We start from the raw sequence: 26151 nt of genomic DNA on the forward strand, positions 1-26151 counted from the left end.
CCGCTATATATGTTTAAAACTGATTGATTGGAGATAAGGGAATATAAGGTAACATCTCCCTAAAATTAGACCTTTTGCACCAACGTTAAAGCCATTTTTGGCCGTTTTGGATATCGGTAAACCGCCCAAAACAGCTTAGTTTATATGCTTATGGGCTTTATATGAAGAGCGTACCAAGGCGCCACTTTCAACATGCCTAAAACCCATTTCCAACCCAATTTTTTCGTACTTCTTAAATTGTTCTGGAAGAATAAATTCTTTTACCGGAAGATGTTTTTTGGATGGTTGAAGATATTGTCCTATGGTAACAACGTCTACATTGGCCTTCCGAAGATCTGTCATGGTCTGTATAACTTCCTCTTCCAATTCTCCCAAGCCCAACATAATCCCCGATTTTGTTCTATTTACGCCCTTGTCTCGTAAATACCTCAGTACCTCTAAGCTACGATCGTATTTGGCCTGTATTCTCACTTCTCTGGTGAGCCTTTTTACGGTTTCCATATTGTGCGAAACCACTTCGGGAGCAACTTCAATGATCCGGTCTAAATGTCTATGAATTCCCTGAAAATCTGGTATTAAGGTTTCTAGGGTAATTTCGGGGTTCATTCGTCTAATGGCCTTTACCGTCTCTGCCCAGATAATAGAACCCATATCTTTAAGATCGTCCCGATCTACGGAAGTGATTACCGCATGTTTTATTCCCATAATTTTTATGGATCGGGCCACTTTTTCGGGCTCTTGCCAATCCACACTTTCAGGACGCCCAGTTTTAACGCCGCAAAACCCACAAGAACGGGTACAGATATTGCCTAGGATCATAAAGGTTGCCGTACCTTCTCCCCAGCATTCTCCCATATTAGGGCAACTCCCTGAAGTACATATGGTGTGTAGATCGTACTTATCTACCAATCCTCTTAACTGCGTGTATTTTTTCCCCGTAGGAAGTTTTACACGAAGCCATTTAGGTTTTCCCTTTGGTGGATCGATGGTTTCTAAAGTCTCTGAACTCATGCTGAATTTTTACACAAATATACGAACAAAATAAATGAAAATGGGCGCCAAACCTGAGACCAAAAACCCCGTGGGAAACAATATTATATAAAGGGGCTCAACGTATATTTTTTATAATGAATCTCTAGCCAGAATAGGTAGTAATGGGGCGTAAATATTTGATAAACAAATGTTTGAAAGGCAGAAAACTAAATTAGGGCTTTTTGCTCTTTATAACTTCGGCCAGTAGTTTTTTGGCTCTCAGAAGTTTAACCTTTACACTGTTGACAGGCTCTTGCAATTCCTTGGCGATATCCGCATAGCTAAGCTCATTAAAGTACCTTAGGTTTATTACTTTTTGGTAATGAGGTTTAAGCATTTTGATATGTTGTAATAAACTTGCCAAATTTTGCTCTGTAATAAGTTGGTCTTCCGCGGAAGGGGTGTCATCCAAGACTTTTTTGATGGCTTCATTGCTTCCGCTTTCCGTACTCTCCAAGACATTTCTTTTTCGTTTGCGGATTAAATCGACATGAATGTTCTTGGAAATGGTAATTAACCAGGTCTTAAATTCGTAAGAACTATCGTAAGAATCTATCTTATCAAAGGCTTTGGAAAATGTCTGAATGGTGATGTCCTCGGCATCATTTTCATTTTGGGTCCTAACAAGCTGAAAACCATATACATCGCTCCAAAAAGTATCTAACAAGGAACTAAATGCAATTTGGCTGCCCAATTTGGCATTTGCTATGGTATTATGGAGTGTATCTTGCGTTTTGCCCAAACTTCGTAATAAAAATAGGGTGGCTTTTGATTTGTTATAGCTGCGTTACTGTATCCTTTTTGCAGTCTTGTTCGCTAGGAAGTTTTCCGCAAAAACCGCAGGCTTCCCCTTCTTTGTTCAGGAAAGGGTTTTGACTGGCACATGTACCCGAAAACTTACCGTCTTTTTTTGCCCAAATCTTAACGGCAATGCCCGCAAATGCTACAGCTAACAAACCAACGGTTAGAAGGAATAACTTCATATCACAATTTTGGACAAAGATACGAAATTATGGAACTTGGAAACTGCAATTAAAGGTACTTTAAGATTTTAGTAAGGGATATTGGCCACTATATTTTGAACCGTTGGGGTAACATTACCACCTTTGGGTTCTATAGTGATGTAGCTAACCGCATTTTCGGCATAGGGTAATGCCAATAATTTATCAGCGGTACCGGCTTCCTTAATTATTCCTAAGTTCACCATCTCGCCATTGACCTCTGCCCACATCTGGTAACAGCGATCTTCGGGCAAATTAGGTAGCTTACTTACATTGATATAAGAAAGTTTTTTAACTGGGTTAACGTAGGCTACGGCCTTTAAATCTTTGGCGTTCTTGTTGCCTTTTACCGCATATTTTTTAGTTTGTGGATTGTTCAGTACAATAAACTGGTTTCTAACATCCTCCAAACGCTGCTTCATATCTGCTTCCAAATCCTTTATCTTATTGGTGACCAAGGTATTTTCTTCTACGAGATTCTTATTTTGATTCCAGAAAAAATAGGAAGAACCAGCGAATATAAAGGCAATGAAACTGGCAGCAATGGCATACCTGAAAAACCTTCTTCTTACCGTGTTTTGGGCTCTAATGCTGCTTAAAATACGTTCCTTAAGGCCTTCTGGGGTACTTATGGCATGCATTTTTGCAAATGTTTCCAAATTTTCCTGAAGCTCATTGTAGGTTTCCCGCACTTCCGGATACATTGCTATATATCGCTCTACCTGCATCGATTCTTCTGCAGATGTAGTTCCTAACAAATACTTCTCTAACAGGTCGGTATCTAAAAATATGCGTATTTTTTCTTTCATGATAAAAAACTTAGTAAAAATGTAAGCATCATTGAGGTGCCATAAATTTTCTTCAATTCCCTTAATCCAATTTTTAACCTAGACTTAATGGTGCCAAGCGGAATATCTAGTTCCTCGCTTGCCTCTTGCTGTGTCATCCCTTGGAAAAAAAGGGCTTCCAATACAATCTGGTATTTAGATTCTATCTTTTCCAGATTCTCCTGAACATCCATAAATTCGGGTCTAATACTATTGACTCCTAGGTTATATACGTCCGAAACGTCCATTTGGATTTCCTTATCAGCTTTTGTGTTAACGCTCCTAAGTTTGTCTATGGCCGTATTTCTAGTTATACGGAACAGCCATGTAAAGAGTTTGGCCTTGGTACTGTCATACGAATCGGATTTCTTCCATATTTTAACAAAGCTTTCCTGAAGTACATCTTGGGCAAGCTCCTCATCTCTCACAACCTTATGGGCAACACCATAAAGCGTATCCCCATAATGTTCATACAGCAACGAAATGGCTTTTTCATTTCGCTCTTGGAGTAATTCTACAATATGTTTTTCAAGCAAAGAGCTCATATGGGGTTAGGATATTAGAAAAATATAGAGCAAAGCATCCAAAAAGGGACTCCATATCGTATATGTGTAAACGCTAATTTATAAAATTGATTGTTATAAAGCGTTATCTCAATATTTAATTAGATAAATGTGCAACTGGTTATTGTGCATTTAGTTTTTGGTTAGTTTGGTTTGGTATAACCCCTGGGATTTTAATTTCAGGGGTTATTTTATGATGTTTACTTCGGGTAAGATACGAATGTTGAACTTTTCTAGAACACTTTTCTGAATATTATGTGCCAGATCCAAGATGTCAGCTCCAGTAGCACTGCCATAATTTACAAGAACTAGTGCCTGTTTTGAATGTACGCCTGCATCTTTGTATCGTTTTCCTTTAAATCCGCATTGTTCTATTAACCAACCTGCTGGTATCTTGTAGACATCTTCTGAAATCCTATAAGAAGGAATATCACTATAGGCACCATGCAATGTGTTGAACACTTCTTTGGTTACTACCGGATTCTTAAAAAAGCTACCACTGTTTCCCAATTCTTTGGGATCGGGCAATTTTTCTTGGCGAATGGCCACTACCGCATTGGAGACATCCTTAATATTTGGGATGATTATATTTTGCTTTTTAAGTTCCGAACTTATGGCTCCATAGGAAGTATTAAGGACATGATTCCTCTTTGTAAGTTTAAGGTATATGGTAGTTATAATGTATTTCCCTTTGCCATCATTTTTAAAAAAAGAATCGCGATAGCCAAATTTACAGTCTTCTTTAGTGAATGAACGTAGCTCTTTACTTTTTATATGGATTGCATCGCAGCCTACGAAACAGTCCTTAAGTTCAACACCATATGCGCCAATATTCTGAATAGGAGCAGTACCGCAGTTGCCCGGAATTAGGGATAGGTTTTGTAGCCCTCCATAATCTTGATCAAGGGTCCATAGTACCAAATTATGCCAATTCTCACCTGCATTCACTTTAAGCACCACATGGTCAGCATCTTCCTTAGCCACGGTAATACCCTTGATGTTAATATGTAATACTAAGGCATCGATGTCTTTTGTGATTAGAATATTACTTCCGCCACTTATAATAAATCGGTCTGTATACGATTCTTGTCCGAGCACCTGGATCAAATCGTCTATGGTGGTTATTTCTGCGAAAAATTTAGCGGTTGCCGCTATTCCGAAGGTGTTGTATTCTTTGAGGGATATGTTCCTAAGGATTTCCATTATCCTTTAAAAGTTTTTAAAGCTTGACTAAGAATATTTACGGCTTTAATAAGGTTTTCCTTTTCTAGCACATAAGCAATACGTATTTGATTTTTTCCAAGGCCTTTGGTAGCATAGAATCCGGCAGCTGGCGCTACCATTACGGTTTCCCCGTTTAAACTAAAATCTTCTAAGAGCCATTGGGCAAATTTATCCGCATCCGCTATGGGCAGTTCCGCCATACAATAAAAAGCCCCTTGGGGTTTAGCGACTCTGACACCTTCAATTTTTTCTAGTTCGGTTATTAGTACGTTGCGTCTTTCTACATATTCCTCTATCACTGCATCAAAATAGCTTTGTGGTGTCTCTAGGGCGGCTTCACTGGCTATTTGAGCATAGGTGGGCGGGGATAAACGGGCCTGGGCAAACTTAAGGGCCGTTTTAACAACATTTTTATTTTTGGTGACCAGGCATCCAATTCTGGCTCCACACATGCTATACCTTTTTGAAACAGAATCGACTATTATAGCGTGTTCTTCCAATCCAGATTCTTGCAAAATGGAATGGTGTTGCTTTCCTTCATAAGCAAATTCCCGGTATACTTCATCAGCCACCAGAAATAGGTTGTGTTTTTTTACGATAGCGGCTAATTTCCCTATTTCTTCCTTGCTGTAGAGATATCCCGTAGGATTGCCCGGGTTACATATGAGTATGGCTTTGGTTTTTGGACCTATTAATTTCTCAAATTCCTCTACAGGGGGCAGTGCAAAATTGTCCTCTATTCTAGATACCACAGGAACCACTGTTACACCCGCGGCAGTAGCAAAACCATTGTAATTGGCATAGAAGGGCTCCGGGATAATAATTTCGTCCTCGGCATCGGCGATACTGCCCATTACAAAAGAAAGGGCTTCAGATCCTCCGGTGGTGACGATAATATCCTCCGAAGTAACTTCTATATGTTTTTTTTGATAGTATCGGGCTATTTTCTCCCGATAGGTCTCACTTCCTTCCGTTCTGCTATATGCCAACACCTCTATGGTATTGTTTTTGACCGCGTCCAAAGCAATTTTTGGAGTTTTGATATCGGGTTGGCCAATATTGAGATGAATAACGTTGATACCCCTGTTTTTTGCTTGTTCTGCATAGGGAACCAATTTTCGTATGGGTGATTCGGGCATAGACTGCCCTTTACGGGATATGGAAGGCATGAAAACAGATTTTCCACAAAAATGAGAAATCAAAATGGACAAAACAATAGCCCCAAGCTTTTAATTTCATTCATTAATATTTGTTAAACTATAATAAGTTAAAGGATTTATTGTTTATCTTTAAAAGAGACAATCACTTAATAACAAGGGTATTGCGAATTAAACTAAAACATATAATCCTATTCCTTTTGTGTTTTCCAGTACTTGGATTCGCGCAAGAATTTGAATTGTCGCCAGGAAAGAAAGTGCAAAAAGTAAAATTTCAGCTCATTAATAACCTCATTGTTATTCCTTTGGAGGTAAATGGTGCCAAGCTTTCGTTTATTTTGGATTCTGGTGTTAGTAAGCCCATACTGTTTAACTTGTCCGACCAAGATTCTATTCAAATTAACAATGTCTCCGAGGTTACTATTAGAGGTTTAGGGGGCGGAGAACCCATTAAGGCACTAAGCTCCAGGAGAAACGTTTTTAAGATAGGTGCGGTAAAGAACAACAATCAACTGTTGTATGTTGTTCTAGATAAGAGTTTAAATTTTTCTCCCACGCTCGGAATCCCTATCCATGGAATAATAGGGTATGAACTTTTTAGGGATTTTGTAGTAGATATTAATTACGTTACCAACGTTATTAAATTCCACGATCCGGAGTTCCATACTTATAAAAAAAATAAAAGAGATGAAACGTTGCCTTTGACCATTTCCAGGAAAAAGGCCTATATAGATGGTACCGTATACTTGGAAGATTCGAAAGATGTTCCGGTAAAACTTTTAATGGATACGGGTAGTAGTGATGCCATTTGGCTCTTTAAAGATAAGGAGAAAGGGCTTGGTCTGCCTGCAAAGAATTATGAGGATTACCTTGGAAAAGGCTTAAGTGGCCATATATTTGGGAAACGGACCAAGGTAAACAAGATTAAGATTGGAAAATTTGTCTTGCAAGACGCCAAAGCCGCCTTTCCGGATATGGTTTCTTACAATAGCATAAAGGATTTGGGTGATAGAAATGGCAGTATTGGTGGGGAAATATTAAAACGTTTCAACATGATTTTCGATTATCCCAACAATAAGATTACCATAAGAAAAAATGGAAATTTCAGTGCTCCTTTCCATTACAATCTCAGTGGTATAGAATTGCAGCACAATGGCGTACGCTATGTAGCGGAAAGTATTGCAGATGCGGATGGCGTGGTTAGAACGGGCGAGCGGTCTTTTGGAAACGTACAAATATTGTTCGAAAACACCACAAGATTAAGCTTGGTGCCAGAAATTGTAGTTTCGGGAATTAGGGCAGGTAGCCCGGCAGACTTGGCGGGTTTGCAAGAAGGAGATGTAATTTTGGCCGTAAACGGCAAGCGCATTTTTAGATATAAACTACAGGAAGTAATGAAAATGCTCAACGATAAAGAAGGCAAACGAGTACGGGTGCTTATCGAAAGATATGATCAGGATATGGTCATTAGTTTTATTCTGAAAAAACTATTTTAAATAAAAAAAGCCCCGAGATTATCGAGGCTTTTTTATCATTGGGCGAAAACTTACTTGGTACCTTCCGCCTTAATCGTTCCTTTTATCTTAAGCACCTTGGTAGGTGTATCCGCATTGGAAATTACGGTAATGGCCTTTCTAATGGGCCCAACTCTTTTAGTGTCATATTTTACCTGTATCTCACCGGTTTTTCCTGGTAAAATAGGCCCTTCCGGTTTTTTCGGAATAGTACATCCGCAACTAGAGCTTACTTTACTTATTATTAAGGGAGCATCTCCAGTGTTCGTAAATTCAAATGTCCTTGTACCATCACTACCTTTGGCTATTTCACCATAGTCAACGGTCTCGGATTTAAATTCGATTTTTGCGGTTTTGTCCTGAGCTTTTACATTCAACGCAAGTAGGCCGACAAATAATACAAATACTACTTTTTTCATCATTTCTAGTTTTGGGTGAATTTCAAATGTAAATGTTTTTAATGAACCTCCAAAATTCTTTTGTTATGTAATAACGTTACTTATTTTTGTTTCGTATTTAAAAAATGGGTAAAACCCGTCAATTACTATAATTTAACATAGTACTTTTGCACGCAAAATAGCAATGCCCGTTATGGGTAGACAAAAACCGTTCCAAAATAATGGATATTCCTTCTAAATATGAGCCTCAAAATGTTGAGAACCAGTGGTATGATTATTGGTTGAAGCATAACTATTTTCACTCCAAACCCGACACGAGAGAGGCGTATACCATAGTAATACCACCTCCAAACGTTACCGGCGTTTTACATATGGGCCATATGCTCAACAATACCATACAAGACGTTTTGGTAAGAAGGGCCCGTTTAATGGGCAAGAACGCATGCTGGGTTCCTGGAATGGACCATGCATCTATTGCTACCGAGGCCAAGGTAGTGGCCAAACTTAAGTCAGAAGGAATATCCAAGGAAGATCTGTCAAGGGAAGAGTTTCTTAAACACGCATGGGATTGGACCAATGAATATGGGGGAGTAATTCTACAACAGCTTAAAAAATTGGGATGCTCCTGCGATTGGGAACGCACTGCCTTTACCATGGATGACAATATGTCTGCTTCTGTAATCCGGGTTTTTGTTGATTTGTTCAACAAAGGTCTTATTTATAGGGGTCATAGAATGGTAAACTGGGATCCGGAAGCTAAGACCACAGTATCCGATGAGGAAGTTAATTACGAGGAAAAACAGGGTCTTCTATACTATATTGCCTATAAAATTGAAGGAACGGATGAATCCGTTACCATTGCCACTACTAGGCCAGAAACCATTCTAGGAGATACTGCGATTTGTATAAACCCTAATGATGAACGATATCGCCATTTAAAGGGAAAAAAAGCAATTGTACCTATCTGCGATAGGGCGATTCCAATTATAGAGGACGAGTACGTTGATATCGAGTTTGGAACGGGATGTCTAAAAGTTACACCGGCCCACGATATAAACGATAAAGCTTTGGGCGAAAAACACCATTTAGAGATTATCGATATCTTCAACGAAGATGCAACGCTAAACAGGTTTGGGCTGCATTATAAGGACAAGGATAGATTTGTTGTTCGTAAAGAAATTTCCAAAGAACTAGAGGAGAAGGGCTTTTTGGTGAAAACAGAGCAGTATATTAACAAGGTGGGGACTTCCGAGCGTACAAAGGCCGTTATTGAACCTCGCCTGTCCGAGCAATGGTTCTTAAAGATGGAAGACCTGGTAAAACCAGCAATAAAGGCTGTTTTAACGGATAGGGACGTTAAATTGTTTCCCAAAAAATTTGAGAACACCTATCGCCATTGGATGGAGAACATCAGGGATTGGAATATTTCGCGTCAATTGTGGTGGGGTCAGCAGATTCCGGCATACTATTATGGGGATGGACAAAATGAATTTGTAGTAGCGGAAACCCCTGAATCTGCACTTCAACTAGCTAAGAAAAAGTTGGCGAAAACCAATAAGGATGCGTCCGAAGCTCTTGTTTTGAAGGATCTTAGGCAAGATGGTGATGTATTGGATACTTGGTTTTCTTCTTGGCTTTGGCCCATAAGTGTGTTCAATGGTATTCTAAAACCAAATAACGAAGAAATAGCATATTACTATCCCACCAACGATTTGGTTACTGGGCCCGATATCCTTTTTTTCTGGGTAGCCAGGATGATTGTAGCAGGTTACGAATTTAGAGGGGCCAAACCCTTTGAGAATGTTTATTTCACCGGGTTGGTAAGGGACAAACAAAGACGTAAAATGTCTAAACAACTTGGTAACTCTCCCGATGCGCTTAAACTAATTGAAACCTATGGAGCGGACGGAGTCCGCGTTGGACTTTTGTTAAGTTCTGCCGCAGGAAACGATTTAATGTTCGATGAGGCGCTTTGCCAGCAGGGAAAGAATTTTGCCAATAAAATTTGGAACGGATTTCGTCTGGTAAAAGGCTGGGAAGTAGAAGATATACCGCAGCCAGAGGCCTCCAAAATTGGAATAGCATGGTATACTTCCAAGTTTAACCAAACCTTGATTGAGATTGAGGACCATTTTAGCAAATACAGGATATCGGACGCCCTAATGGCCATTTACAAACTGGTATGGGACGACTACAGTTCTTGGTTGCTAGAAATAATAAAACCTGCTTATCAACAACCAATAGACAGGATTTCCTTTGAGGCGGCGATCCATATTTTTGAACAAAACCTTAAGTTGTTGCACCCTTTTATGCCCTTTCTTACAGAAGAGGTATGGCAACATATTGCCAAACGCAGCCCAGAAGAAGCCTTAATGATTTCTCAATGGCCAGAGCGGAAAAAGATCAATACAAATCTTATCGATGGTTTTAATTTTAGTTCCGAGGTAATTTCCGGCATACGTACTATACGTAAGGAAAAAAACATACCTATGAAGGAAGTTCTGGAACTTTCAGTTTTAAATAAGGGGAAAATAGCTGGGGATTGGAATTCGGTAATCTGCAAACTAGGGAACGTAGCTAAAATCTCCGAGGTTGGTGAGCAAGTAGAAGGAGCACTCTCTTTCCGCGTTAAAAACAATGAATATTTTATTCCAATTAGTGGGGCGATCGATATTCAGGCAGAGATAAAGAAAATACAGGAAGAGCTTAATTATACCAAAGGCTTTTTACTGTCCGTTCAGAAGAAACTTGGCAATGAGCGTTTTGTAAACAATGCGCCAGAACAGGTAGTAGACATAGAGAAAAAGAAAGCCGCCGATGCGGAAGCCAAAATTGAGACCTTGGAAAAGAGTTTGGATAGCTTAAGATAGTAACCTTTTTACCACGGACGTTGGTGTAGCTATTCATTGGCGCATAATTAATTTTGTATGAAAAACTTTTTCACACGTGCTATTTTGATAATGCATCTAGGAACCATTTTAGCCCAAACCGCTCAGGAAAAGTTGCTGACCCATAACCAATCCGAAGATCGCTATGCCAGTTTTTCAAGTGCAGGGGATCAGATAGTTTTTGAGTCCGATCGGGACGGTGATTGGAATATTTATCTAATGGATTCGGATGGAAAAAACCAGCAATCTTTAACCACCCATACCAGTGAAGATAGGAGGCCCAGTTGGCATCCGTCAGATAAAAAAATAGTGTTCGAATCTAACAGGGAGGGAAAATTTGCCCTGTATGAATATACAATTAAAACAAAGAGAACAAAGCGCATTCCGATACTAGGGCTTAGTGGAGAACCTATGTTTGCCAGGTATTCTCCCAATGGAAGGTTTTTGGCTTTCTCGGACAGGAAATCAGATCAGGAGTCCAATATCGCAATATGTAAGCACAATGGCAGAGGACTTAAGCACCTAACGAACCATAGTTTTCGAACTTTCTATCCAAATTGGTCCCCGGATGGTGATACACTTGTATTTTTTTCTAGACACGAAACTAATAACAAGGATGATGAAATTTATAAAATTGGTGTTGACGGGTTTGGTATGAAAAGGTTGACCAAATGGCCAAAGCACAATTTCTGCCCCGTATGGTCCTCGGACGGAACAAAGATTGCTTACGTTACCTCTATAGAAGGCACCAGACCGGAAATATATGTAATGGCGGCTAATGGGAGCCATCAAACAAGAATTACCTTCAATGAGGACGGAGACACCTTGCCTAACTGGTCACCTAATGGAAGTAGCATTCTAATTAGCGGCTATCGCAACGGTAATTACGAAATTTGCGAGTTAAACATTTCGAACTTAAGGATGGAGGTAGAATAGTTAAAACGTATACGCTCAACTTTTATAGGTTAAGTTTTTAGTAGTATAACCAGGTATTAGTTTACAAAAAAAGTTCTTCAGAATGATAAAAATAGTAAGGAGCAACTCTACCGATCAGGATTTTATTGCGATGGTAAAACTCTTGGATGCCGATTTGGCCATACGCGACGGTGCCGATCATGCCTTTTACTCCCAATTCAATAAAATTGATCTCATAAAACATGTGGTAATTGCATATACAAACGATAAGCCAATTGGTTGCGGTGCAATTAAGGAATACGCCCCAAAGATAATGGAGGTTAAACGGATGTATACCTTGCCCGCGGGCAGGGGTAAAGGGTTGGCCACTAGAATGCTGGCCGAATTGGAAAAATGGGCAGTGGAGTTGTCATATGAAAAATGCATTCTGGAAACCGGTAAAAAACAACCGGAAGCCATAGCACTGTACCAAAAGAATGGATATTTGATTATTGATAACTACGGACAATATACAGGCGTGGAAAATAGTCTGTGTTTCGAAAAAAAACTAAAAGTAACGTAAGGTGGGCGACTTTTTCTGGTAGTGCGTCCAAGACTTAGAATAGGCCATTGGGCCGACTTGGAAGCAGAGCGGATCATTATTTTTTCTTCTTTACTTCTTTCCGTACCAAATTTATATATTTTTTCATGGCTTCTTCCCTACTTATGTTTTGGGCCTGTATAAGGGCATTGGCTTTAAAGGCATTGATCAATGGTGTTTTACTGCCTGGATTTCCAAAGTTCTTATTTGCAATTTTGTAGTAGGCGTAGAGTTTTAAAAGAAGGTCTGCCGGAAAGGGTTCCTTGTAGTTGTTTACAAATTCCACAGCTTCATCAAAGTCTTTTTGTAACTTATCACTCTTCATCTTTTTCCGCTATTGTGGCAATACAGGTTTTTGCTCCTACTGCTTTTTGATTAAGTTTTACGGTTATGATGGCATTTAAAGGTAAGAACAAATCTACTCTCGACCCAAATTTGATAAAACCAGCATCTTCCCCCTGTTGAACGCTTTCACCCACTTCTGCATAATTTACAATGCGCCGTGCCATTGCACCAGCAATTTGACGGTAAAGAACGTCCCCAAATTTTGGTGTATTTATTACCACGGTAGTACGTTCATTTTCCTCGCTCGACTTTGGGTGCCAAGCTACCAAATATTTACCCGGATGGTATTTTGAGAATTTAATGGCTCCACTTGCGGGGTACCTTGTAACATGCACGTTTATTGGCGACATAAAGATAGACACCTGTATGCGTTTGTCCTTAAAGTATTCTTTTTCCTCTACTTCTTCTATGACCACAACTTTACCATCAACCGGAGCAAGTATTTCATCAAAATTCTTTACCGCTATTCTTTTAGGGTTTCTAAAAAACTGAAGTATCAACAATAGAATTACAATGGCACCGACCTGAAGTCCCCATTTTAACCAGACGGGTTCTACGTAAAAATTAGCTAACACTACTACGGCACAAACGATAAAAAAGGTGGTCAGGATAATTTTTTGACCCTCTCTATGAAACATAAGAAAAGATATTTAAGGTTAAGTATGCAAATGGGGCGGCAAAAACTAAGCTATCTAACCGATCTAAGATTCCTCCATGACCGGGTAAGATGGCCCCGCTGTCCTTAACGCCGGCCATTCTTTTAAATTTAGATTCAACAAGGTCTCCCAAACTTCCTGTAATTACTATTACCGAAGCCAGGATTACCCATTGGGTGGGGTTCATTATAGGTTCATATTTGGCTAAAATATAAGCAGCTATCAAGGTAAAAACAAGTCCTCCCAAGGTGCCTTCCCAAGTCTTTTTTGGAGATACCGAAGGAAAAAGCTTTGTACGGCCAATGCTCTTGCCTACCAAATACGCAAAGGAATCATTTACCCATATCAAAATAAAGATACCCATTATCAAAAATTTGGCGAACGCGTTATCCTTATAGGGTATCATGGTAAGGAAAATACAACCACCCCCAAGATAGAAGAGTCCAATGACGAATTTTTGAAATTTGTTCATGGTCTTTTTCTCTTTGGAGAACAGATAGTACAAAAGCACAAAATTAACGGTTATGGTAAGGAACATGAGTATGTTAATCAGCAATTTGTCATGTATCAAGTAAATATACCCCCACCAAAGAGCCAAATACGCTATAAAGATGTGATAGCCCCTTAGACCAATGATTCTTTTGTACTCATAAAGGCAGGCAAGGCCAAATACCATGAATAGGAAGTCAAAGGCATCAGAGCTTAGAAAAACGGCCGAGAGCAGTAAAACAACATATACAGCTCCGGTAAGCAAGCGCCTTAAAATTTCTTTCATCTATTAATTAATTTTCATCTGGCCGTAAATTAAACAAATAAAAATTGCTGGCATAGATGTACGGGCTCCCCTGTGCAAAAAAAAACATTATTTACATGGTATGCAAAAATTGAAGGTGTTTATGGTACTACTTCTTTATAAGTCTTCTAGTAGTAAAAGATATAGATTTTTGGAACTGCTCCCGTAGGACATAAAATCCTTGTCATTTTCGGCTGTTGCCTGAAAGTGCTTTATGGTAGTAATGTTGGCAGGGATACTGTTTTTATATTTTTTCTTGATACTTTTTAGCCCTTCTCCAATAGACTCTACCAATTGGCTGGTTGTTGCGTACACGATTAAATTGTAGGGCAGATCGTGCAATTTTTTTTCATGAAGCTGATTGGAACATACCAGAATAGATCCGTTTTGGGCAATAAGATGCTCACAAGTGGTAAGGAATATCTCGCTTTTTTTTGCTTTATCGGTAAAGTTGATATTCTCTTTGGAGAACTTTTCTGATAAACGGGAATCCATGGCGAAAAAAGGATAGTCTTCCCAACCATTTTCCTCCACAATTTGTTTTAGAGTGCTAGAAACCTCTCCAAAGGAATCACAGTACAAAAATTTGCCTCCGTTTTTTTTAAAGTTAATGGTAAATTTTTCATCTACCGGGATGTTGAGGTCGGGCATATGTACTCCTCTGGTTTCCGTAGTTTCTTTAGAAACCTTTTTACCTCCCCCAAATAGTTTATCAAATAATCCCATTTAGATTTACAGAAAATTAATCGATTGCTGTACTACAAAGAACAACGCACAAAGCACTTATTTATTTTCCCCGTCCGGATTTGCTACAGTTTCGCTAGATAGTTCTTCTTTGGATGCTGTTTTTTCCTCCGCTTCCACGGTCTCTTTTTCAAAAGGCCGTTTACCGAATATCTTTTCCAAATCATCTTTAAAGATAACTTCCTTGTCTAGCAGGCGTTCTGCCAATTCAGTAAGCTTGTCTTTGTGGTTCTGCAACAATTCTATAGCTCTTTTATATTGCTCCTCAATAAGTTTCGAAATTTCCACATCTATTTTCCGTGCGGTTTCCTCGCTGTAAGGTTTGGAGAATCCGTAATCGGTTTGTCCGGAGGAGTCATAATAGGTAAGATTACCTATTTCGTCGTTTAATCCATAAACCGTTACCATGGCCCTTGCCTGTTTGGTAACTTTTTCAAGGTCGCTAAGGGCACCAGTGGATATTTTGTTGAAGATTACCTTCTCTGCAGCTCTTCCTCCAAGGGTAGCGCACATTTCATCCTTCATTTGTTCTGGCCTAACGATCAGTCTTTCTTCAGGAAGATACCAAGCGGCCCCTAGAGATTGCCCTCGTGGAACAATAGTTACCTTAACTAGCGGAGCAGCATGTTCCAACATCCAGCTTACGGTGGCATGTCCGGCTTCATGGAAAGCTATCGTTTTCTTTTCACCTGGTGTTATTATCTTATTCTTTTTTTCCAAGCCTCCTACAATCCTATCCACAGCATCGAGAAAGTCTTGCTTGGTTACAGCTTTTTTCTCTTTTCGTGCTGCAATAAGGGCAGCTTCATTACAGACATTGGCTATATCTGCACCAGAGAATCCTGGTGTTTGTCTGGCCAAAAAGTCGAGGTCCAATGTTTCGGCTGTTTTTATGGGCCGTAGGTGTACTTCAAAAATTTCTTTTCGTTCCCTAATATCTGGCAGGTCTACATAGATTTGTCTATCGAACCTACCTGCTCGCATCAGTGCCTTGTCTAAAACATCTGCCCTGTTAGTGGCTGCAAGCACTATAACATTGGTATTTGTGCCAAATCCGTCCATTTCGGTCAGCAACTGGTTCAGCGTATTTTCTCGTTCATCATTTGATCCGGTAAAGTTATTTTTACCTCTGGCGCGGCCAATGGCGTCAATTTCGTCGATGAAAATAATCGCGGGTGATTTATCTTTTGCCTGTTTAAACAAATCCCTAACTCTGGAAGCCCCTACACCTACGAACATCTCTACGAAGTCCGATCCTGATAGGGAAAAGAAAGGTACTTTTGCTTCTCCTGCGACCGCTTTTGCCAATAAGGTTTTTCCGGTACCGGGAGGGCCTACAAGTAATGCACCTTTGGGTATTTTACCACCTAGGGAGGTATATTTATCGGGATGTTTTAAAAACTCCACAATTTCTTCTACTTCTTCTTTTGCGCCTTCTAGGCCAGCCACGTCTTTAAAAGATGTACGGGTATCCGTTTTTTCATCGAAAAGTTTCGCTTTGGATTTTCCTATATTGAATATCTGACCTCCGGCACCGCCGCCTCCGCCGCCCGACATTCTTCTCATCAGATAGATCCAGATTCCAATAATAAGTACAAACGGAAGTAAGGAAAGTAAAAGATCTCCTAGATAGTTATTGTCGGTATCATAGTCAACAATAGTGTCCAGGTTATTCTCTTTTTTGAGGTTTTTTATTTCATTCTCAAAATTCTGAAGGTCTCCATAATCCAGCACATACTGCGGTACCAATCCTGTAGAGGGTAACAATGGCTTGTCGGCCACCTCTTTGTGAACGTCTTTTTGAAGCGCCTCGTCCGTTAGGAAAACCTTTGCCTGCCTTGTATTTGTAATGATCAATATTTTAGAAATATCCCCATTTCTAAGGTATTCCTGCAATTCAGAAGTGGTAGTCTTTTTTGTGTTGGACAAGCTTCCACTACCAAAGAATTGAAAGCCTATCAACAAAACTGCGATGAGACCATAAATCCACCAGGAACTAAATCTAGGTTTTTTGGGGTTGGTATTGTTATTTTCTTTTGCCATTATTTTTTGCTAATTAATACTGCTTTCTACCATGGTGACCTTTGCATCTCCCCAAAGACCTTCAATGTCGTAAAACTCGCGGACATGCTTCTGAAATACATGGACCACCACATTAACATAGTCCATTAATACCCATTCCGCATTTTCTGCGCCTTCCACGTGCCAAGGTTTGTCTTTTATTGATTTGCTAACCGTCTTTTGAATTGAGCTGACTATTGCATTAACGTGGGTGTTGGAAGTTCCATTACAAATTATAAAATAGTCACAAACGGTATTTTCGATGTCCCTAAGGTCTAGTAAATTTATGTCATTTCCTTTAACTTCTTCTATGCCCTGTAAAATTAAGGTAATTAACTCATCTGCACTAGCTTTCCTTTTCTGCATTCAATAGTTTTAGTTTTTACAAAGTTATTATTTTTTTGTTTTCTTCGCTATTCATTTTAACATAAGATTGTACATTGACACAAAGCTTTACACATGAAATTAGTCAAACTTGATGCCACGGATTCCACAAACCTGTATTTAAAGAATTCTATGCTGTCCAATACCTTGGACGATTATACCGTTGTTATGACCAAAAAACAACTGAAGGGTAGGGGTCAAATGGGGACTACATGGCTCTCGGAAGCGGGTAAGAACCTTACTTTTAGTGTTTTAAAAAATAATTTGGCAATGCCGGCAAGCAAGCAGTTTTTATTGAACAAATGTGTTTCCTTGGCAGTTTCCGATGCATTAAAAGAGTTTGGAATACCGAATATTACGATTAAATGGCCTAACGACATTCTGTCAGGTCACTACAAAATATGTGGAATTCTCATAGAAAATGTACTTTCTGGCAACAAAATTCAGGCTTCTATTATTGGAGTAGGGCTCAATGTTAACCAAACCAAGTTCAATGACCTGCCCCACGTTTCGTCTTTAAAACTAATCTTGGGACGCAAATTGGAGTTGGAAGAACTGCTAATGGGCATTGTAAAAGCGTTGAAGAAATATCTTAATCTCTTGCCCGATACCTTTGATGATAACCTACATATGCTATATGAAGACCGTCTTTTTAGAAAGGATAAGCCTTCTACTTTCAAGAATGTGGATGGGGATCTTTTTATGGGGTTTATACGCGGTGTATCGGACCAAGGCAAACTTATTGTTGGTTTAGAGGATGATGTGTTAAAGGAGTACGACTTAAAGGAAATAAAGCTCTTGTATTAAGAGTTCATCTAAATCTTGTCCATATTAGAAGACAGGGTACCTATGAAATTGGTAATAGGTGCCTTTATCATCATCGCCATCATCGCATTGAATTCCCCGGCGAAACTTAAGGTCACCTCGCTTTCATTCTCGCCTGTAGCAACAATATCGGCGGTTAAGGTAAAGGGTAGCTTGTCGCTGGCAGCGCCTAAGACCACCTTGTCATATTCGTTTTGCTCTTTGCGTTCCAAAACAATTTCTGGCATACCCTTGAGGGCAAAAAGAAATCTATCTTGATTTAAAATTTCAAATTTATCGATGTTATCGGGCATAAGTAGCTCAAAATTTTTGATGTCGGTAAGAAATTCAAAAACTTCTTTACTACTTTTTGATACCTTTTTTTTAGGGGTTTCTAAATGCATATGTCTAGGGTTGCCATTGGGATGGATCGGTTCTCCAACCCAACAAGGTTTGTAATTGTTCTTCTTTAATATATTGAGTTTCAGAGGCCTGTTCAATAAGATGATGATAGTCGCTAAGTGTATGAAGGTCAACACCTTCAGATCTAAAATTATCTACCGCAACGGTAAAACCGTAAGAAAAAATAGCTATCATTCCCTTTACATTGGCACCAGCAGTTTTTAAGGCCTTAACCGCGTTTAAACTACTTTTCCCAGTACTTATCAGGTCCTCTATAACTACTACGGTTTGGTCTGGTTCCAAATAGCCTTCTATTTGATTTTGTCTGCCGTGCGATTTTGGTTCTGGCCTTACGTAAACAAAGGGGACCCCCAATTGCTCTGCTACCAACATGCCAATACCGATGGCCCCTGTAGCCACCCCTGCTATAATATCTGGCCTGCCGTAAAGGGCTTCTACTTGCTTGGCCATTTCTTGTCTTACGTAATTTCTTATCACCGGATAGGAAAGTATAATCCTATTATCACAGTAAATCGGAGATTTCCAACCAGAGGCCCAAGTAAAAGGATTTTCTGGTTTCAACTTTATTGCATTAATTTGTAAAAGAAGTTCTGCTGTTTTTTTGGCGGTGTCTTTGTCTAAAACCATGACGCAAATGTATAAAGTTTTTGTTAATGAAGCCCCGCTCATTTTAACAAATAAGCTATCCGAAACGGCAAATGCTAAATATTTTTTATTGAATGGCGCAGCCATCAATGAAGCCATTACCGCCCTAGCTAAAAAAAAGCTTACCGAAGCCTATATTTATCATCCCAATAATGAGGAAATATTAAAAAAATTTACCAATAATATACCTTTGGTAGTGGCCGCTGGTGGCGTTGTTACCAATCAAAAAGGTAAGGTTCTTTTTATATATAGGAATGAGAAATGGGACCTGCCAAAGGGAAAAATTGATAAAGGCGAAACTATTGAAAGGGCCGCTATACGTGAGGTAGAAGAGGAAACAGGTGTTACAGGCCTACACATAGAAAATTTCTTAAGGACCACCTATCATATATTTAAAAGCAATGGTACTTATAAATTAAAGGAAGTACATTGGTTTGCCATGCAAACCGCGTTCAACGGAGAATTGTTGGGTCAGAAGAACGAGGGTATCATGAAAGTAAAATGGAAGGGCCCAAAAAAAATAAAGAAGGCTTTGGAAAACTCCTACACCAACATCAAAATTCTTTTTGAGGATTAATCGGTAATTAATCCGTTAATTTCGACAGTTTTTTTGGGTATGCGATAAACCGGATACTGCATATACGCTTCTTCATTGTGTTCGGATTGCCGATAAATCCAATCTAATTGTGCGTACCAATCTTTACCAAAAGCCTCGTCGGTATCTTTCTTTTGTAGAAACGAGGTTCTTAATCGCTTATCTTTTTTCAGAATTTCCAACGCCAAATCTTCAAAAACATAAGGGGAGAAACCCTCTTTTCGCTGCAAAACGGTGTCGAAAAAATTCCAATTAAAAAAGGAGTCCATAGCCTCGGGTTCCAAGGTTTCCAATAAGTACCTAATACCTGGCTGATCCGTAGGGATAATGTAATCGCCCTTATAAAAATGTTGTTCTTTACTGCTCAACGAGACTTGGGTATTGTAATGGGGGTAATGCCCCTCATAGGGATTTGCCATTGTATTGTAGCTATCTATTTTATAGCTTTCTACCTGCAATATGGTATCACTTTCCAAAGTGCTATAACTTATATTATTGATTTCCAATAGATCAACGACCTTGGCCCACGCCTTGCTAATTACATATGCGGCCGGAACGGTAATGGTATCCAAAGGGTAAAAATGATCTTGATATGCAACTTCCTTTGTAAAAGGTTTGGCCCTATCATATTTTAGTCTTGGCAACCCTGTTATTTCACTGGTTATGTGCTCCCCTTCATACCCTTTAAAGTCTAAATAAGACACTTTGGTGGTATCTACTTTCCATTGCAAATGATAAGTCTGCTTGGTCTGGATATCGGCAAGTGCTTCGGCCCTCATGGTTTTAATCTTTTCACCATCGGTTTCGGCAATGTCAATAATTTTGTTCATTAAATGATAGGTGCCCCTGACTCGCTGTTCATAGGGTTTTAACATGTGGGTCTCCACCATTAGGCCTAACGTATTCCAAAGCGTTGTAAAACCTGTAGAATATCTGGGATAATCCATAAACTGGGAAAACCCTTTCTCAGGAACTTGGTTAAAAACATTAACATAGGGCGTAATATCCCAATCAGATTCTTTTAATGCCTTTTCCAGACCGGGCATCATTTCGGTGTACAGATAATTACCCAGATCGCCCCCCAATTTGTTGTGCTGGGTAAAAAGATGGGTTAGGGTGTACTGGTAGTCGGCACCATTGCTTACATGGTTATCGATAAAAATATCTGGATTAACCAAATGGTATATTGAGGAAAAGGTTCTTGTGTTTTTTGTATCGGCTTTTATAAAATCCCTATTGAGGTCATAATTCTGGGCATTGCCACGAAAACCGTAAGATTTTGGCCCATTCTGGTTTACTCTTGTAGTGGTATTTCTTTGTAGTGAACCGCCCACATTGTATACGGGGATGGTAACCAATACTGTATTTTTTGGTGTCGGGATTTTTTCTAGTGCCAGATCCCTATAAAGTAGCATTGTAGCATCTATACCATCGCTCTCACCAGGATGTATTCCATTGTTGATCAGGACAATTGTCTTTTCTTGCCCTATTTTTTGAAAATTAAAATCACCTTCCGCGTTGTATGTGACCACGTGCAATGGAAACCCACTATCCGTATCTCCTATGGTCTGTATATTTATTTCTGGAAACTCCTTTGCAAGCTGAATATAGAAGTCTATCACTTGCAGGTATGTGGCCGTCTCTAAGCCCTCGGACAACTCAAATTGCGTAGGAAAGTTGCCTACCTTATCTTCTTTTTTAGTCTCGCAAGAAAAGAATATCAACGAAATGGATAGTAAAAATAATCGTCTCATCTGCCTTTATATTTTGGTGATAACCAGCAGACAAAACTAAGGAAAATTTAAGGTTTCCGGACTAAGCGGCTTTTGTTATTTCTTCAATCTCCTTTTTACGGATGGGTTTGTTATTAAATGCAATAGGATGATGTGTCTTTGCCTTATAGATTTCTGAATTTCGCAAATCGAATGGGTCTATGGAAGAGGTTATAATATTTACCCGAATCTTTTTTTCAATGGGTAGGGTGATGAACTCTTCCAAGAACTGCCATCCGTCCATAATGGGCATGTTAATGTCCAAAAAGATAACTTCGGGCAGGGGTTTTCCTTCTTCTAAGCTTTTTTTGATGTGGTCTATGGCCAATTTTCCATTGGCGAAAGTTTTGATGTCGTCGCATACGTCCAAAGACGCCAGCATTTTTTTTATTCCGAATACTGTAATGGGGTCATCATCGATAATACTGATCGAGTTAATTTTTTTCATTAAAATATATGTTAAACGTAGTTCCTTTACCTACCTCGCTGCAGGTAATTATTTTCCCGTTCATGGCCTCTACTTGATTTTTGGTAATGTACAGGCCTATACCCCTGGCATCTGGGTTGTTATGAAAGGTTTTGTACATGCCAAAAAGCTTCTCGCCATACTTTTTCATGTCAATTCCAAGACCGTTATCCTCAATACTTACCATAACATGTTCATCGGTACTTTCTGCCCGTAAGGTTATTACAGGGTCTCTATCGGGACTTTTATATTTTACCGCATTGGTTACAAAATTCATAAGGATACTCTCTGCATAGGCCGGGATTACTTTTATAACAAGATCTTCAGGTATCTCATTGATTATCTTAGCATTGTTATTTTTTAGAAAAGCCATTAAATTCTGTTCTACGGTTACAATTTTGTCGTTCAACCGCACGGGTTCTTTTTTGAGGTTTACGTTTGTGCTTATGGCAACCACTTCGTTTAGATTGTCCAGTGTCTCTAGGAGATTATCGGACGCCTGCACCAACATGTTTACAATTCTACCTTTTTCCTCTTCATCTTTTTCATTCACAAAAAACTCTAACAACATGGAAAAGTTTGCGGTATGAGAGCGTAAGTTGTGCGATACAATATGGGCAAAATTGATGAGCTTTTTATTTTGTAGTGAGGTAACGTTGATCAGTTTTTTAAGTTCCTCCTCTTTTTGTTTTAAATCCGTTATGTCCAAACTAATGCCTACCAGTCCGTTTATAGTACCTTCTCCATCTCTAAGAGGTATTTTGGAAGTTAAAAAAGTAGTAACCTCACCATTCTTAAGCACATTTATGGTCTCTTTGGCCAAGATTGCATTACCGGTTCTCATTACCTGTAAATCCTCGTCCCTGGATACCTGGGCAATCTCTTTATCATAGAGATCAAAATCGCTTTTACCCAATAACTCTTCAGGGCCTTTAACACCTAAATATTCGCATTCCGATTTGTTTACCAAGATTTTCCTGGATTCCGTGTCCTTTATAAAAACGTTTAAGGGAAGATTATCTATAAGGGTCTTCAATAATTTTCGCTCTTCTTGTATTTGTTGTTCTTTTTTCTTGGATTCCGAAATATCCTGTGCGCTTGTCCAGATTAGTTTTCTACCCTTTTTACTAATTAGTAGGGATTTGTTTACCAAAACAGGGTAGGTGGTGCCGTCCTTCTTTATATACTTTTTCTCAATAGGTCCAAAAAAACTATTCTTCTTAAGTTCCTTTTTTATTTTATCGTGGGTTTTTCTAAACTCTTGGGGAATAATATCCACGTAGGTCATGCTTCCAAGATCTTCTTTGGTATACCCAGAATTAGCTGTAAAGGAAGGGTTAAAATCCAAGATTTCACCAGTTTCCATGTCATTGAGGATATAAGAAACAGGAGATAGCTCATATAAGGCACGGAATTTTTGCTCGCTCTGTTTCAGTTGCTCACGGGCCACTACCATTTCCTTTATCATACGTCCTTCGGCAAGCAGGGAAACTATTCTGCCTTTATCACAGTAAATGGGTTTTAGACTAAAATCTACTGGGATGGATTTTTTGTTTTTGTCGAAAACAACAATTTCACTACGCATAAATTCTCCTTGCGATGCTGCCTTAACTACTTGTTTCAGTCCGTCTTTTACAAAATCCGGAACCGGCCACCAGTAGGCATCCCAGAATTTTTTACCGATTACGTCTTCGGGTTTTAAAGCTGCAAAATTTAAAGCTGTTTCGTTGATTTCCAAGAAAGTACCGTCTATATCCAATATACCGGTAAACTGATAAGAAGAGTTAAATATACTTCGCAGGATACGGTCTTTTTCCATGGTCTTTTCTTGGGTAATAACCTCCTCGGTTATGTCCTGAAAAGTACCTACCAGACCCAGAAACTTATCGTCCTTAAAAAAGGGTTTTCCTGCAGCTATTACCCATATTTCTTTACCTTTTGCAGTAACGAGTTGCAATTTTTCATTCCAGGCGGAACCTTGGGTCATAGCCCTATCCACAGCCATGGCTATGGTATTTCTATCGTAACCCTCTTTGTAGAATTCTATGCCATGGGTAACATCTGGTACATAGTCTTTTGGTACTTCGTGAATGGTCTTGGTCATATCACTCCACCACAATTCGTCCTTAACGGCGTCATACTCCCAACTACCTATTTTTGCGATTTCGGATTTCTCCTTTAGCAGCACCTCGAGTTTGTCGAGTTTTAATTCATTCAGTACCCTTTGGGTTACATCCTCGGTATGGATTATTATTCCAATTATGTTTTCTTTGTCGTCGTACCAGGGAACGTTTGTCCATTCAAACCATTTCTCTTTTTTATCATCGGCGAAATGGTGCTCCAGACCGGCTTCTACCGTGCGACCCAGAAGACATTGTTTTAGTACTTTTTCCCACTTCTTACTGATGCTGCCAAAAAGCTCGTTTAACGTCTTACCGATTACCTCACTATTTTCAAAATCAAATTCGAGTGCCCATTTGTCCGATGCATATATCACACGCAAATCTTTATCCACAAAAGCAGTTGCCTTTGGCAGTTGCTTTATTAGATAATTTTGAGCCTGTAATTTAGTGTCACGCCGCATCAAGTCGAAATTTCTTACTAATGTAAAGTGATTTTTCAACATATGTGATACTTTGTTGTGAACACCATCATACTAGTGGTGTTAGTGCGTATTTGCATAGTTAAACTTACCGAATAATCCATAAAAAAGTAAGTATATTCCTACTAATTTAACATTATTATTCGATTTACAAAAGAAATATCTAACTGAAAAGACCTGTTTTTGGGAGCAGAATTTACTTGGGAGTACAGCTAAATCCTTACTGTATCGGGAACAAGACCCGTATAATCTCCACCATTTCGTATTACGTCCCTTACGATTGAGGAACTTATGTACGATTTGCCCGAAGAAGTAAGTAGAAATACGGTTTCTATCTCGGAAAGTTTACGGTTGGTATGTGCTATGGCTTTTTCGAACTCAAAATCACCCGGATTTCGCAAACCTCGAAGAATAAATCCAGAATTTGTTTTCTTACAAAAATCAACGGTAAGCCCTTCGTAGGTCATAACCTTTATTTGGGGTTCCGATTGAAATGCTTTTTCAACAAATTGTTTCCTTTGTTCCAAGTTGAACATGTATTTTTTGTCCGCATTTATTCCGATGGCGATGATAAGTTCATCAAAAAGCGTAATTCCCCTTAAGATGATATCATAATGGCCTAGGGTAAGCGGATCAAAGGAACCTGGAAAGATAGCGCGTCTCATGAAGTTTACAATATGGGATAAAGTTACTTATTTTCATTCAAAGCTTCGCTAATGGCATTTTCGAACAGTTCCGAAAGCGATATTCCGGCAATTCTGGCCTGTTCTGGCAGTATACTCTCCGTGGTAAGGCCGGGTGTGGTATTCATTTCTAACATGTATGGCTCATCGCCAACAAAAATATATTCACTTCTAGAAAACCCTTTCATTTTTAGAATATCATAGGCTCGCTTTGCTACCGCCACTACATTTTCTTGTTGTTTGGGGGTAATCCTTGCCGGTGTAATTTCTTTGGATTTTCCTTCATACTTTGCCTCATAATCGAAGAAGTCGTTTTCCGTAACAATTTCTGTAATTGGCAGTACTTTGGTTTCTCCTTTATATTTAATTACCCCAACGGACACCTCGGTACCGTCCAGAAAAGTTTCTATAATAATCTCATCGTCTTCGGCATACGCTTTTTCAATGGCAGGAAGAAGCTCTTCTTTCTTATAGACTTTTGAAATACCGAAACTACTGCCCGCTTTATTGGCCTTTACAAAACAGGGTAGTCCTACTTTTTCTACAATTTCTTCTTCATTGACCGTATCTCCATGGTTTAAATAATAGGAAACCGCGGATTTGATGCCGTAGGGCGTTAAAACACTCAACAGATCTCGTTTGTTGAACGTAAGTGCTGCCTGATAATAATCGCAAGAAGTTTGTGGTATTTGCAAAAGCTCAAAATACGCCTGCATAATTCCGTCTTCGCCAGGGGTACCATGTATGGCATTAAAAACACAGTCAAAGAACAAGGTGGTTTTTGGTGTACGAACAGAAAAATTGTGCTTATTTACAGGATGTTCATTACCATTATCATCTACATAAACCCATTTGTCCTTATAAATATGGATGGGATAGCTATTGAACTTATCACTATTTAAATATTCGTGGACCACCATTCCGCTTTTTAAGGAGATTTTGTATTCACTGGAATAACCTCCCATGATGATGGCAATGTTTTTTTTGGCTAACATATGATGAAACTACCTTTTAAAACAAATATCACTTTTTCTGCATAAAGAAAAAAGCATTGGGTTTCATATCTTTGTGGGGTAAAT

At 39.1% G+C, this 26151-nt stretch carries 27 protein-coding genes and 2 pseudogenes; 6 read left to right on the top strand and 23 right to left on the bottom strand.

Annotation, left to right across the window (positions count from 1 at the left end):
• Positions 1 to 135 precede the first annotated feature (135 nt).
• The 7 genes from lipA to ACEQ81_RS17680 all read right to left on the bottom strand — a co-directional run bounded on the left by lipA (position 136) and on the right by ACEQ81_RS17680 (position 5816).
• Complete coding sequence (gene lipA / locus ACEQ81_RS17650; protein WP_411032253.1) at positions 136 to 1011, bottom strand: lipoyl synthase; 876 nt, start codon at positions 1009 to 1011, stop codon at positions 136 to 138.
• Between the two features lie 193 nt (positions 1012 to 1204).
• On the bottom strand, positions 1205 to 1774 hold the full coding sequence (locus ACEQ81_RS17655; RefSeq protein WP_411032254.1) for an RNA polymerase sigma factor: 570 nt from the start codon (positions 1772 to 1774) through the stop codon (positions 1205 to 1207).
• Positions 1775 to 1808: 34 nt separating this feature from the next.
• Entirely contained in the window at positions 1809 to 2015 is a 207-nt protein-coding gene (locus ACEQ81_RS17660) for a membrane or secreted protein (protein WP_411032255.1), read from the bottom strand.
• A gap of 68 nt (positions 2016 to 2083) precedes the next feature.
• On the bottom strand, positions 2084 to 2842 hold the full coding sequence (locus ACEQ81_RS17665) for an anti-sigma factor domain-containing protein (RefSeq protein WP_411032256.1): 759 nt from the start codon (positions 2840 to 2842) through the stop codon (positions 2084 to 2086).
• Complete coding sequence (locus ACEQ81_RS17670) at positions 2839 to 3405, bottom strand: RNA polymerase sigma factor (RefSeq protein ID WP_411032257.1); 567 nt, start codon at positions 3403 to 3405, stop codon at positions 2839 to 2841. The genes ACEQ81_RS17665 and ACEQ81_RS17670 overlap by 4 nt, the downstream gene beginning before the upstream one ends.
• Positions 3406 to 3609: 204 nt before the next feature.
• Entirely contained in the window at positions 3610 to 4626 is a 1017-nt protein-coding gene (gene murB, locus ACEQ81_RS17675; protein ID WP_411032258.1) for a UDP-N-acetylmuramate dehydrogenase, read from the bottom strand.
• A complete protein-coding gene (locus tag ACEQ81_RS17680; protein ID WP_411032259.1) occupies positions 4626 to 5816 on the bottom strand; it encodes a pyridoxal phosphate-dependent aminotransferase in 1191 nt (396 codons plus the stop codon). Before ACEQ81_RS17680 ends, murB begins: the two co-directional genes overlap by 1 nt.
• Before the next feature lie 188 nt (positions 5817 to 6004).
• Between ACEQ81_RS17680 and ACEQ81_RS17685 the strand changes: the two genes are divergently transcribed.
• On the top strand, positions 6005 to 7300 hold the full coding sequence (locus tag ACEQ81_RS17685; protein ID WP_411032260.1) for an aspartyl protease family protein: 1296 nt from the start codon (positions 6005 to 6007) through the stop codon (positions 7298 to 7300).
• Positions 7301 to 7350: 50 nt separating this feature from the next.
• On the opposite strand, the gene ACEQ81_RS17690 is transcribed toward ACEQ81_RS17685, so the two are convergent.
• Entirely contained in the window at positions 7351 to 7740 is a 390-nt protein-coding gene (locus ACEQ81_RS17690) for a DUF1573 domain-containing protein (RefSeq protein ID WP_411032261.1), read from the bottom strand.
• 197 nt (positions 7741 to 7937) lie between these two features.
• Between ACEQ81_RS17690 and ACEQ81_RS17695 the strand changes: the two genes are divergently transcribed.
• The 3 genes from ACEQ81_RS17695 to ACEQ81_RS17705 all read left to right on the top strand — a co-directional run bounded on the left by ACEQ81_RS17695 (position 7938) and on the right by ACEQ81_RS17705 (position 12081).
• Positions 7938 to 10586 carry a valine--tRNA ligase gene (locus ACEQ81_RS17695; protein ID WP_411032262.1) on the top strand — a complete coding sequence of 883 codons (2649 nt, stop codon included), beginning with the start codon at positions 7938 to 7940 and terminating at the stop codon, positions 10584 to 10586.
• 57 nt (positions 10587 to 10643) lie between these two features.
• On the top strand, positions 10644 to 11540 hold the full coding sequence (locus tag ACEQ81_RS17700; RefSeq protein WP_411032263.1) for a hypothetical protein: 897 nt from the start codon (positions 10644 to 10646) through the stop codon (positions 11538 to 11540).
• Between the two features lie 82 nt (positions 11541 to 11622).
• The gene (locus ACEQ81_RS17705; protein ID WP_411032264.1) at positions 11623 to 12081 is read left to right on the top strand and encodes a GNAT family N-acetyltransferase; all 459 of its coding nucleotides are present in this window, start codon (positions 11623 to 11625) and stop codon (positions 12079 to 12081) included.
• A gap of 76 nt (positions 12082 to 12157) precedes the next feature.
• On the opposite strand, the gene ACEQ81_RS17710 is transcribed toward ACEQ81_RS17705, so the two are convergent.
• From ACEQ81_RS17710 to rsfS, 6 genes are all read right to left on the bottom strand, one after another.
• The gene (locus tag ACEQ81_RS17710; RefSeq protein ID WP_411032265.1) at positions 12158 to 12424 is read right to left on the bottom strand and encodes an acyl-CoA-binding protein; all 267 of its coding nucleotides are present in this window, start codon (positions 12422 to 12424) and stop codon (positions 12158 to 12160) included.
• A complete protein-coding gene (locus ACEQ81_RS17715; RefSeq protein ID WP_411032266.1) occupies positions 12414 to 13082 on the bottom strand; it encodes a phosphatidylserine decarboxylase family protein in 669 nt (222 codons plus the stop codon). Before ACEQ81_RS17715 ends, ACEQ81_RS17710 begins: the two co-directional genes overlap by 11 nt.
• A complete protein-coding gene (locus ACEQ81_RS17720) occupies positions 13072 to 13875 on the bottom strand; it encodes a phosphatidate cytidylyltransferase (protein WP_411032267.1) in 804 nt (267 codons plus the stop codon). Before ACEQ81_RS17720 ends, ACEQ81_RS17715 begins: the two co-directional genes overlap by 11 nt.
• A 135-nt stretch (positions 13876 to 14010) precedes the next feature.
• A complete protein-coding gene (locus ACEQ81_RS17725) occupies positions 14011 to 14619 on the bottom strand; it encodes an LUD domain-containing protein (RefSeq protein WP_411032268.1) in 609 nt (202 codons plus the stop codon).
• A 57-nt stretch (positions 14620 to 14676) separates the two neighbouring features.
• Positions 14677 to 16680, bottom strand: a complete 2004-nt coding sequence (ftsH, locus tag ACEQ81_RS17730; RefSeq protein ID WP_411032269.1) for an ATP-dependent zinc metalloprotease FtsH — start codon at positions 16678 to 16680, stop codon at positions 14677 to 14679.
• A gap of 9 nt (positions 16681 to 16689) precedes the next feature.
• Positions 16690 to 17064 carry a ribosome silencing factor gene (gene rsfS / locus ACEQ81_RS17735; RefSeq protein WP_411032270.1) on the bottom strand — a complete coding sequence of 125 codons (375 nt, stop codon included), beginning with the start codon at positions 17062 to 17064 and terminating at the stop codon, positions 16690 to 16692.
• Positions 17065 to 17157: 93 nt separating this feature from the next.
• Between rsfS and ACEQ81_RS17740 the strand changes: the two genes are divergently transcribed.
• Complete coding sequence (locus ACEQ81_RS17740; RefSeq protein ID WP_411032271.1) at positions 17158 to 17889, top strand: biotin--[acetyl-CoA-carboxylase] ligase; 732 nt, start codon at positions 17158 to 17160, stop codon at positions 17887 to 17889.
• Positions 17890 to 17897: 8 nt separating this feature from the next.
• Here ACEQ81_RS17740 and ACEQ81_RS17745 read toward each other — a convergent pair whose 3' ends face one another.
• Positions 17898 to 18290, bottom strand: a complete 393-nt coding sequence (locus tag ACEQ81_RS17745) for an SRPBCC family protein (RefSeq protein ID WP_411032272.1) — start codon at positions 18288 to 18290, stop codon at positions 17898 to 17900.
• A 4-nt stretch (positions 18291 to 18294) separates the two neighbouring features.
• Positions 18295 to 18936, bottom strand: a complete 642-nt coding sequence (pyrE, locus tag ACEQ81_RS17750; protein ID WP_411032273.1) for an orotate phosphoribosyltransferase — start codon at positions 18934 to 18936, stop codon at positions 18295 to 18297.
• Positions 18937 to 18943: 7 nt separating this feature from the next.
• On the opposite strand from pyrE, the gene ACEQ81_RS17755 reads away from it, so the two are divergent.
• Positions 18944 to 19531, top strand: coding sequence for an NUDIX hydrolase (locus ACEQ81_RS17755; protein ID WP_411032274.1), 588 nt, complete (start codon positions 18944 to 18946; stop codon positions 19529 to 19531).
• On the opposite strand, the gene ACEQ81_RS17760 is transcribed toward ACEQ81_RS17755, so the two are convergent.
• The 7 genes and pseudogenes from ACEQ81_RS17760 to ACEQ81_RS17790 all read right to left on the bottom strand — a co-directional run bounded on the left by ACEQ81_RS17760 (position 19528) and on the right by ACEQ81_RS17790 (position 26067).
• Positions 19528 to 21303 (bottom strand): M14 family metallopeptidase, encoded by a 1776-nt coding sequence (locus ACEQ81_RS17760; protein WP_411032275.1) that lies wholly within the window; start codon positions 21301 to 21303, stop codon positions 19528 to 19530. The two genes, ACEQ81_RS17755 and ACEQ81_RS17760, sit on opposite strands and share 4 nt — an antisense overlap.
• A 61-nt stretch (positions 21304 to 21364) precedes the next feature.
• Positions 21365 to 21769 carry a response regulator gene (locus tag ACEQ81_RS17765; protein ID WP_411032276.1) on the bottom strand — a complete coding sequence of 135 codons (405 nt, stop codon included), beginning with the start codon at positions 21767 to 21769 and terminating at the stop codon, positions 21365 to 21367.
• Entirely contained in the window at positions 21756 to 22358 is a 603-nt protein-coding gene (locus ACEQ81_RS17770) for a sensor histidine kinase (protein WP_411032322.1), read from the bottom strand. Before ACEQ81_RS17770 ends, ACEQ81_RS17765 begins: the two co-directional genes overlap by 14 nt.
• Positions 22359 to 22469: 111 nt before the next feature.
• Positions 22470 to 22874: pseudogene (locus tag ACEQ81_RS17775) on the bottom strand (PAS domain-containing protein); the annotation flags it as partial.
• A pseudogene (locus tag ACEQ81_RS17780) lies at positions 22857 to 24413 on the bottom strand (PAS domain-containing protein); the annotation flags it as partial. The pseudogenes ACEQ81_RS17775 and ACEQ81_RS17780, both read right to left, overlap by 18 nt.
• A 188-nt stretch (positions 24414 to 24601) precedes the next feature.
• The gene (gene coaD / locus ACEQ81_RS17785; RefSeq protein ID WP_411032277.1) at positions 24602 to 25054 is read right to left on the bottom strand and encodes a pantetheine-phosphate adenylyltransferase; all 453 of its coding nucleotides are present in this window, start codon (positions 25052 to 25054) and stop codon (positions 24602 to 24604) included.
• Positions 25055 to 25077: 23 nt separating this feature from the next.
• A complete protein-coding gene (locus ACEQ81_RS17790; protein WP_411032278.1) occupies positions 25078 to 26067 on the bottom strand; it encodes a D-alanine--D-alanine ligase in 990 nt (329 codons plus the stop codon).
• Between the last annotated feature and the right edge of the window lie 84 nt (positions 26068 to 26151).

Origin of the sequence: Spongiimicrobium sp. 3-5, from assembly GCF_046557915.1 — a bacterium.
Taxonomy (GTDB): domain Bacteria; phylum Bacteroidota; class Bacteroidia; order Flavobacteriales; family Flavobacteriaceae; genus JBHEBG01.